The 8,965-nt window shown below is 55.5% G+C and carries 11 protein-coding genes and 1 pseudogene; 5 read left to right on the top strand and 7 right to left on the bottom strand.

All coding sequences use genetic code 11. The features are described from left to right. Nucleotides 1-491 (bottom strand): YbhB/YbcL family Raf kinase inhibitor-like protein (locus ACP5J3_RS08170; protein ID WP_428495236.1); only part of this gene is annotated, 491 nt, incomplete at its 3' end. Here ACP5J3_RS08170 and ACP5J3_RS08165 point away from each other — a divergent pair. After that, a pseudogene (locus tag ACP5J3_RS08165) lies at nt 385-1,596 on the top strand (VWA domain-containing protein); the annotation flags it as partial. The gene ACP5J3_RS08170 and the pseudogene ACP5J3_RS08165 overlap by 107 nt on opposite strands. A gap of 99 nt (nt 1,597-1,695) precedes the next feature. On the opposite strand, the gene ACP5J3_RS08160 reads toward ACP5J3_RS08165, so the two are convergent. Beyond that, nucleotides 1,696-2,238, bottom strand: coding sequence for a flavin reductase family protein (locus ACP5J3_RS08160; RefSeq protein ID WP_428495235.1), 543 nt, complete (start codon nt 2,236-2,238; stop codon nt 1,696-1,698). 47 nt (nt 2,239-2,285) lie between these two features. Here ACP5J3_RS08160 and ACP5J3_RS08155 point away from each other — a divergent pair, with 47 nt between their 5' ends. The 3 genes from ACP5J3_RS08155 to ACP5J3_RS08145 are packed head-to-tail and all read left to right on the top strand — an operon-like array spanning nt 2,286 to nt 3,227. Next, complete coding sequence (locus ACP5J3_RS08155) at nt 2,286-2,498, top strand: hypothetical protein (RefSeq protein ID WP_263242699.1); 213 nt, start codon at nt 2,286-2,288, stop codon at nt 2,496-2,498. After that, nucleotides 2,498-3,007, top strand: coding sequence for a DNA-binding protein (locus tag ACP5J3_RS08150; RefSeq protein WP_428495234.1), 510 nt, complete (start codon nt 2,498-2,500; stop codon nt 3,005-3,007). Before ACP5J3_RS08155 ends, ACP5J3_RS08150 begins: the two co-directional genes overlap by 1 nt. Before the next feature lies 1 nt (nt 3,008). Beyond that, on the top strand, nt 3,009-3,227 hold the full coding sequence (locus tag ACP5J3_RS08145) for a hypothetical protein (RefSeq protein WP_263242697.1): 219 nt from the start codon (nt 3,009-3,011) through the stop codon (nt 3,225-3,227). Here the strand turns inward: ACP5J3_RS08145 and ACP5J3_RS08140 are convergent. From ACP5J3_RS08140 to ACP5J3_RS08120, 5 genes are all read right to left on the bottom strand, one after another. Further along, the gene (locus ACP5J3_RS08140; RefSeq protein WP_428495233.1) at nt 3,224-3,439 is read right to left on the bottom strand and encodes a sulfurtransferase TusA family protein; all 216 of its coding nucleotides are present in this window, start codon (nt 3,437-3,439) and stop codon (nt 3,224-3,226) included. The genes ACP5J3_RS08145 and ACP5J3_RS08140 overlap by 4 nt on opposite strands. Next, nucleotides 3,421-3,600, bottom strand: a complete 180-nt coding sequence (locus ACP5J3_RS08135) for a hypothetical protein (RefSeq protein ID WP_428495232.1) — start codon at nt 3,598-3,600, stop codon at nt 3,421-3,423. The genes ACP5J3_RS08140 and ACP5J3_RS08135 overlap by 19 nt, the downstream gene beginning before the upstream one ends. A gap of 923 nt (nt 3,601-4,523) precedes the next feature. Further along, entirely contained in the window at nt 4,524-6,620 is a 2,097-nt protein-coding gene (locus ACP5J3_RS08130; RefSeq protein ID WP_428495231.1) for a hypothetical protein, read from the bottom strand. 115 nt (nt 6,621-6,735) lie between these two features. Continuing rightward, a complete protein-coding gene (locus ACP5J3_RS08125; protein WP_428495230.1) occupies nt 6,736-6,903 on the bottom strand; it encodes a hypothetical protein in 168 nt (55 codons plus the stop codon). Between the two features lie 49 nt (nt 6,904-6,952). Then, nucleotides 6,953-7,906, bottom strand: a complete 954-nt coding sequence (locus tag ACP5J3_RS08120) for a fucose isomerase (protein ID WP_428495229.1) — start codon at nt 7,904-7,906, stop codon at nt 6,953-6,955. 21 nt (nt 7,907-7,927) lie between these two features. Between ACP5J3_RS08120 and ACP5J3_RS08115 the strand changes: the two genes are divergently transcribed. Further along, nucleotides 7,928-8,869 (top strand): hypothetical protein, encoded by a 942-nt coding sequence (locus ACP5J3_RS08115; protein ID WP_428495228.1) that lies wholly within the window; start codon nt 7,928-7,930, stop codon nt 8,867-8,869. Nucleotides 8,870-8,965 lie beyond the last annotated feature (96 nt).

Here is an 8,965-nt window from a genome sequence, read left to right as displayed (position 1 = left end):
ACTACATCTTGGTGTGGGGAGCCGGGGGGCGTTCTTAGCTTGGTGTCTAGGGCGTATATTGTGAATATGTATCTATGCGGGGGGCCTGTGGGTGGGCAGGGGCCGCCGTAGCCGACTTTTCCGAAGTCGTTCATGGCTTGGTGTCCGTATCTGGTGGTTGGGGTCTTATCCAGGTTTGGGGGTAGTTCTGTGGTGTTTGGATCTATGTTGTAGATTACCCAGTGTGTGAAGGGTCCGCGGGGGGCGTCTGGGTCTACCACTACTATCATCAGCGACTTGGCGCCTGGCGGCACGCCGCTCCACCTCAGCGGCGGGGAGGCGTCGGCCCCGTCGCATGTGTACTGTGGGGGTATCCGGGTGCCGTTGGCGAAGGCCGGCGACTCTATGTATATCTTGAGGGGCGGCTGTGTCGCCGGGCGTGGGGCGAGGTATATAGCCGCGGCTATCAACAGCGCCAGGGCGGCGCCGATCAGTACGACGCGTCTTTTCATTACGTGGTGGGGAGCTGAGGTTTTTATAGCTGTAGTAGGTAACGTGGGTCTCCTCTTGAATGTGGACTACGGGGATGCGCTTGTCAGGGCTAGGGCCTTCAGGGTTTTGAGGGTAGCTGGGGTTAAGTCTGTGGGCGTCGAGGAGGCGGCCGACGCGTACTACATACACTACCGGACGCCTATCTTCGGCGGGAGGTCGGCCAGCGCTGTGTGGAGGAGGTTTGTGCTTGACTACGTCAAGTCGCCGTACTACGAGGCGGTGGCGCGGGTGTGTAGGCTGAGCCACAGGGCGTCTATGGAGGCGGCGGTTAGGCTTTTGAGGGCTTTCGAGGCGTATCTGCGCTACCTCGACGCCGGGGGGCGCGCGTGGTTCGGCAGGGGGAGGCGCGAGGCGTGGGTGGAGGCCATGCGGCACGTCAGGAGGCATCTGGGCGATCCCGCGGACGTGGTGGAGCTCCACCGCGTGTTTAAGAAGCTTGGGGAGGTGCTGGGGAGGGGCAGGTCTGGGGACCCGGCGGCGCTCGCCCTGTCGGTCGCCTCTGACCCCCGGAGGCTGAGGCTCGCCGGGGTTCTGGCCAAGGCGCTTCGCCTGGCCCCTAGGCTCGGCGCTTTGTTTGAGGGCCGCGGCGCGTCTGGCTTCGAGGCGGAGAGGTCGCACGGCTCGTTGGAGAGGGTTAGGAGAGCCACGCTGTTCGCCAGGGCGCTGTCGGTGGGGGCCCCCGCCCTTTTCCTCCACAAGGCGGCGTCGGCCGAGTTGCCCGTCCTCCGCGCCAGGTGGGGCGGGGACAGGGGGGTCTATCTCTTGGTGGACAAGTCGGGCTCTATGTACGGAGCGGTGAGGGGGGTGGAGAAGATAGCCGTGGCGACCGCGTACGCCATAGCGGCGCTGGGGAGGTTTAGGAATGTCGTTGTCCGCTTCTTCGACGCGGATGTGTACGAGCCTGTGGGCGATGTGGAGAGGCTTGTCGATGTGCTCACCAAAGTGGTTGCCGGCGGCGGCACCGACATCACTAGAGCCGTGGAGGCCGCCGTTGGCGACGCAAGGGCGCGGGGGCTGAGGGGCTACACGCTCGTCGTTGTGACCGACGGGGAGGACGATAGGGTGAATCCTTTTGTGGTTAGGGAGGCTAAGGCCGTGTTTAGAGACGTGGTGTTTGTTTTGGTGGGCGACGCAGAGCCGCCGCCGTATGTGCGGGCGGTTAGGCTACTTCTTGGCGAAGACGGGCTTGGGGTCGACGCGGTAGAAGGCCCTCCCCGCGCCGTGGAGGGGGATGTTGACCTTTTTAAAGTCGAAGCCCCACTGGTCGGCCGCGCCCGGGGCGGCCCAGGTCTCTAGGACGCGGAAGATGTAGAGCGTCACCTCGCCCACCTCCACCTCCTTGTACACCTCCACTTCGTAGACGGCCAGGGCGCCGGCGACTCTCGGCACGTCTACCTTTGTGGAGGGCTCCAGCTTTATCCCGAACTGCGACGCCTTGTCCACGTCTCTGCCGCTTACGGTGCCGAGTTTGTATATCAAGTCGGCGGCGTCTATGGGGAGTACGTTGAGGGTGGCGTATCTGTGGTGCTGGAGGCACTGGTGTGTATACGCCTCCCTCTCCACGGCCACGGCGACTGTGGGCGGCTCTTCTGAGACGGGGGTGTTCCAGGAGGCCGGCATGAGGTTTATGCGGCCGTTGGGGCACCTCGACGCGATGACAACGGTGGGCCTTGGGTGGAGGAGGCGGTAGAACTTCCCCCCGTACATGTCTGGAGCGTGGGCAAAGGTTTATAACACTACGCCCCCGGGGGTGCGTGGCAGAGTGGCTGGAGCTCCTCAAGGAGGCCCGGGAGATTAGGAGGAGGGAGGCAGACTGGGATTTTATAAATAGGCAGCCGCCTAAGCTTAAATACGCCCTTATCTACTACGTCGAGACTGGCGATATATACGTGGCGTCGCGGATAGCCGGCATGAGGGTGGAGCAATTCGACGAGCTGAGGAGGAGGGCCAAGATACCTACTGTGTAATGGAGGCGATAGCCGATACCTCCTTTCTGATAGACTGGGCGCGTTACAGCAGGCGCAATCTTCTGTACACCCTCTTTACGGTGGTAAACATTCCTGAGTCTGTACTCGCCGAGGTTTTCAGCGAGAACACGCTGGCGTGGATTACAGAGGGCCTCGCCTCGGGCAAAATGGCGCTTTTCACAGAAACAGAAGACTTGGTTACGTACGCTAGGCGTGTCGTATCGCTGTCCCGCGCCCTCCCTATGAGAGGCGTGGACTTGCCGGAGGCCGTCTGCCTGGCGGCGGGGGCTAGGTTTGGATACACGGTGCTTACGGAAAATGGAGGGGCCGCGATGGCCCCCAGCTTTATTCAAGAGCTTAGCGGCGTTAGGGTGATGCGCGCCGTAGACGTGCTCCACGCCCTCGCGCAACGCGGCGTAATTAGCCTAAGGGAAGAGATAGAGAGGTATCAAGCGGAGACGGGCCACCGCTTTGCCAAAAGAGATTTAAGAAGGCTGGGCGTTGAGTAGCGTGGAGAGGGAGTTCTGGCTGGCGTTTATAGAGGAGGCCAGGGAGATTAGGAGGAGGGAGGCCAACTGGGGCTTCATAAACAAACTGCCGCCGAGGCTGAGGCACGCCCTTGTCTACTACGTGGAGACTGGGGACTTCAGAACCGCGGCGAGGCTGGCCGGGCTCGGGGTTGAGGAGTTTTTAGAAAAGGCGAGGGAGGCGGGGATACCCCTGGTCTAGCTCTTCTCTACTACCAGCACGTAGGGCCCGCCCTCTTCGGCTTCTAGAATCTTCACGTCGTTGAGGGCCATGAGCCTCCTGAGCATCATGTAGCACACGTAGTCGTCAGTCACTATCCTGTACCTGGCCCCCGCCGGGGCGTTGGCCAGCGCAGACGCCACGGTCTTGAGGGGGTCGGGGCACTGCTGTCCGCTTACATCAATTGTCTCCATGGCCCCCACTCCCTATTTTGACTTATAAGTCTTAACTTATAGATACTCCACTTCCTCTGGCATATGCCCAGCGCGGCGCATACTGGCTCTAGATGCATGAAGGCTTTTACCCCGCCGCCGGTGAGCTGTATCTGGTCTTCTTTTCTGCGCCACTTCTCCATATCTAGTAGTTTTAGTAGAGGCGTGGGGCCCGGCGAGGGGCCACGTGGCGATTTCTAGTCCTATACGCGGCACAGCAATACATACAAAGGCCGTGCAGAGGAGCTCGCCAAAGCTCTCCCTAACTGATACAATGTAAACATACAGAAACGCTATACCAACGCGGCCATCCCTTTTAACATTTTTAAACAACTCATGTCTTTAAATAACCCATATTATAAAGGCTCTGCCTACACCACGGTTTAAGCGCATAAGTTTCCAACCCCTAACCTGGCATAATTAGATGTAACATTGCCAGATTACTCCTTGTTTTAAACGTAAAGACCACATATTCCCTCAAGCTATATATGCCCTCTGCGGGAGCAAACAGGAAGACATTACCTACATTTATTAATACTTTTCCAAAATAATCCAAGTAAAATCGTAGACACAACTCCGGAGCTACCTATTACCAACCCCCTCGCTGGTGGTATAGGCGGTTCAACATACCACATCCACGGGGCTCTCTCCAGCCCCCAGAGACGTACTGGCAAAAACGCAATAAGAGCACTCAATATATTCCAAGCAATAAGCCACACGATTGCATGAAGCCACTTGGCAAAAACACCCAACCTAATGCCCATATGAAGAGGCATAAAAATGGTCATGGCTAACACTGCCAATAAAAATAATTCCATAAGATCAGGAAAAAACGTGGACAACACAATCAATAGAAACACGAGCCCTCCAATCGCTATGTGAGCCAAGCGTATCCCACAGGCATAATACCCAACTTGCAACAAATAGTAAAGATACACACCTAGTCCAGCCAACCCAGCACCCAGTCTAGCTCCCAACTCAGGTTGCCACAGAACTAAGTAGCCGTAGAAAACTAGAGGCAGAACTAAAAAAAGAAGAGATATTAACAAAAGAATGATGCGCCACATTACCTTACTAAAGGTATATGGTGCGTAGAGCGCATTCCGTATATCCAATGCCTAAGTTGAGGAACGTAGTCCCATGGTAGGCCTGACATAGATGGCAACGTAGACGCAAAGTCGCCATATAAATCACTTCTCATATCAATATTATGAATTATTACTTGGCGTTCATAGTTCTGGTTAGACGTTATTAATATCCCGATATACCTACGAACAGGGTCGTTTAAACCTTTGTTCCACTCAATTATATAGCTATCGCCTGACTGGTAATATTTTAGCTGAGCACTACTTCCCTGTAAAACGTTGGTCAACAACTCTATTACTATAGAGAAGCCTTGCGGTAAAGCACCCGCGGCGTTTAATATTGATAAAACTATTGAAAACGCCTCCCGTGTCAACCACTTATACCAAGGCTCGCTGGGCGATAAATTCCCCTCATCTTTATACCAGACATTTATACCCATAACAGCCGAGGCGGGCCTGTACGTAAGTTTAACATAAGACAAACCATATCTAGAGGTATCGTAAAAGTCTACTATATCTGCTTGTTGCACCACATAGCTAGATCTGATATAAATATTGATAAACGAACTGTTGAATGCTCTAGATACTGAATAGGCGCCGCGTAGCACCGGAAAGCCCCATAAACCACTAGGCTTGTCAACAAAATGCTCAGCGTATCTATCGCCTGATATAACAAGACGGTGTAAAGTTATACTGTTAATGGGATAGTTGAATTTAAGCTTTATGAAGACACCACGACTTGCCGCCCTGGCCTCGTCGTACCATATACCTATTATTGATGACGACCTGGTGTAGGTAATATCGTAGTAGCATAGATAGTAGCCATATAGATCATAAGAATACTTATTTGCAGTTACGCTGGCGTATCCGATCCAGTACTGGCCGCGATCTCCCAAATAGATGTCCATCGACAATGTAGGGCAGTTGGGGCTATTCCACTTTACTGTGGTAGATAATGAAAGAGTTATCCTTTGATTAATATACCCGTCAGAGAGCGCCATAGGTCCAATGAGTACAGTATAAGTACCTGGATCTTTGAAAAAGGCATCTTTGATGGTGGTAAATGCGTGTCCTAATACATAATTTCCACGGGCATATGTTATATAATTTTTCCTAAACTCCACCGTGGCGTTGGCGCCAACGACATAAAAAACACCTGTGTATGAAGGCTTAAAACAAATCTGCAGACCTACAAACTTGTCTGGCCAGTTTAGGGGAATGCCAGTAGAGAAGGTGGGGATACCGTTATACACGTCAAAACTCCACTCGCCTAGCTTGTTCCCAACCCACCTCAGCTGGGGGTCTATCTCGTATACTTTCACTATAATTTTGCCAACTGGCTGGAAGAGTCCACCCGCAGATCCGTATACAAATGTAAAGACACGCCAGATGTATGTGGCGTTGTATCCTAAAACCGCAATTGTGGGGTGCACACTAGGGCTAAACGTAAGTTCATCTACCCTTAACGCTTCTAAACAAGTCTCAACATTAGCAAACATATATGAATCGCGGCGTGGTGAGTAGAAAAATCCACCGTCAGCATAGACTGTTGCCGTCGCGAGCTGTGCCGTGCTTACCTCCCCACTTTTTATGGTCGTATCAACCGGCCTCTTATTAGAGCCTTTTCTCTCGGGCTTCTGTATCCACTCCGCCCGTCCCTTGACGGGGCTCGGCTTTATAGTGTCATTATCAATATATGAATATGTCGCGACTACGCTGTCCGAGGCCTCTAGTAGTTCAACAATCGCGGTTTTATTAATATGAATTCTAACGATCCCTCTCTTAAAGTCAGGAGGAGCCTTCTTGCCAAGTGCCTCCTTAGGGATAACTAATATGGCTCTCTTTAGATCCCACTCACGTATCTTAAGCGTTGCATTTACATTTAGCCAATACATTTCTTCAAGTCTTGGTAGGTAAATGATGTGCACGGGCTTGTAGCTACGTCCATCATAATACATCAAGGGCGGAATCTCCACGTCGCTTTCAACCTCCACCATTACGTAGCTATTATTGGCGTGAAGTGTCACAGATAAAGTAACCAATATTAACATCATTAGTATTGGCTTATCACGTAACATAACATCCTTAAAGTATCCTCTTATATTTTTGCCTTCAGCGCCACATGTAGAAATCTTCTACAGGGGGTTGGCGATGTGATTATCGTTACGAGCTACGAATGTGTACAGGATGTGTCTAGCCACATGTCGCCGAGAGATCCGCCCCCCTCGCCTCCTCCACCCGGCCTAGGTATGCGGTTTTCTTCACGGTGCCGTGCTTCAACACGGCGTACAGCTTGTCACCCCTCGCGTAGAGATACACCCTCACCGGCCCCACAGCCCCAGAAGCCACCCTCCTATACATAATCACACGGCGTCTCCACGCCCGCGGCCGTCTAGTAAAAACACGGCGTTTACACCACGGCGGCGGGCGCCCAGAATTCCGCAATATGTAAACGGAGCACCGAGACCACTGTGTACACCGCCTCTCTGAGCTCTCTGGAGAGGCCGTGGGGGTAGCCGGACTCGAAGTGGGGCATGACCCTCCAGCTTTTCACCATGTCGAGAGAGATGGTGCAGTGGGCAAACACCACCTCTCGGCTGGAGCCGCGGACGACGTTGGCAATCCACCCGCTGTAGCCGGTGAGCCTCTTCGACATCAACATGGCGAAGCCGGAGGCCAGGTCGCCTTCGCATGCCACAAGCCCGCCTCTAGAGTTGAGGAGGGCCAGGGCGAGGCAGGGGGTGAGCCTCCTCTTCATGAGGAAGGGGAAGCACTGGATAGCCACCAAGTCGGCGCCTCTGCCTATCTCCCGGAGCGCCGCGGCGATTTTCGCAATCTGCACGTCCCCAAACGCCTCGACAGCCCCGCCGTCTGGAGGGGAGGAGTCTACAAGCTCCTCGAACCTGTCCAGGGGGACCACCTCCACAGACCAGCCGAACCTCTCCCGGAGGATTTTCGCCTGGGGCGTCTCGTTGCCTATCAAAACCGCCCTCGCACCGACCAGCGCCGAGGCCGCCTCGGCCACCTTCTTAGCCCTGGCCAAGACGTCTCCACACTCCTTGTAGCTGGGGCAGTGGAAAGCCGCAACGGGCAACCCCATCGCCTCCAGCTCCGCCTTGGTGTGGAGGAGGCTTGCGAAGCTGTTGTGCTCGCCGAAGCCCACAAGCACGGCCCCCCGCGCACCTGTCCTCGAAACCAGCTCCACTGCTGTGGTGGTGGTGCCCCCCGTCGCGTGTATAATTAGGGGAAACTTCTCGCCAGAGGCGGCGGCTGGGTCCCTCAGCTCCCCCACGTACTGCCTTACGTACTTCTCAACCCTTTTCGCAAACTCTTCATGAAGCGAAGAGGACAGCAAATACGCCATGACATAAGAAACGCCGCCTAAGTGGTCTGCGGCCTTTTGAGGCGGATGTTCCGCCTCGCGGGCCTCCCGGAGGAGGAGGCCGAGGCTAGGGCTAGGTGGGTGGTGAGAGAGCTGGCGTCGAGATACCCCAACTGCCGCCTCCTCTGCGACGACCTGCGGCGGGTGTACAGAGACCTGTCTTCTTACGAGGTGTACGAGATGTGTAGACAGCGCCACCTTGACCAGGTGGCCCAGTCTGCCGACTGCACGGAGCCGGTTGCCAAGTCGGAGCGCTGCGCCCCGCTTCCCATGGCCTCGCCTAGGCGCGTCTACTACCCACGCTACATCTTGACGGACAGGACTAGGGTGGCGGAGGCTGTGGCTCTTGTGAAGGCGATCACCCTGAGGTTTTCCCAAAGATTTCAAGAGTTTAGGGCTGGGAAGAGGAGAGATGTGGAGGCCTACGTCTACGCCCTCGTGGAGCCGTGGGAGCTGGACTGGAGGCGTGTTGGGAGGGCGGGGCGTGTGGAGAACTTGAGGACGGCCGTGCTCCTCCTCTTGGAGAGCCTGGGCAACCCGGCGGCGGAGTCACTCCTCTCCCAGGCCTACGTCTACAGAGACTCGGTGGTTCTGCTAGGCGAGCCGAGGGTGGAGCACGTCATGGCAACTGCGGCCGCCTGGCTTCTCTTCGGCGGCGTCTACACGCCGTGGCCGCCCACACTGGCGGCCGTGGGGGAGGCCGCCTACAGACTGGCGAGGGGGGTGCTCAACATCTACAAGTGGGAAGATTTTGACAGAGAGCCTCAGCGTAGCGTCTTGAAGGCCTACAGAGAGCTGGCCCCGAGGGCTGAAGCCCCCTTCGACGACGCCGCCGCGGAGATGCTCACGGCACTGGGCCTCTGGGGAAACCCAGTGGTGGTGATGATAGAGACGGGGGCAGACTACCTAGAGACACTAAAAGCCTACTTCAAAATCAAACAATAGACCCTTATCCACCTGTAGAAAACTCTACACATGCCAAGGACCCCGGGCCGCCTGTGTTGCCAGAGGCTGAGGGAGGCCGCCGTTAGGCTTCTGGAG

Origin of the sequence: Pyrobaculum sp., from assembly GCF_049971835.1 — an archaeon.
Classification (GTDB): Archaea; Thermoproteota; Thermoprotei; order Thermoproteales; family Thermoproteaceae; genus Pyrobaculum.
Note: the sequence above shows the minus strand (reverse complement) of the source record. Positions and strands in the feature narration are given on the sequence as shown.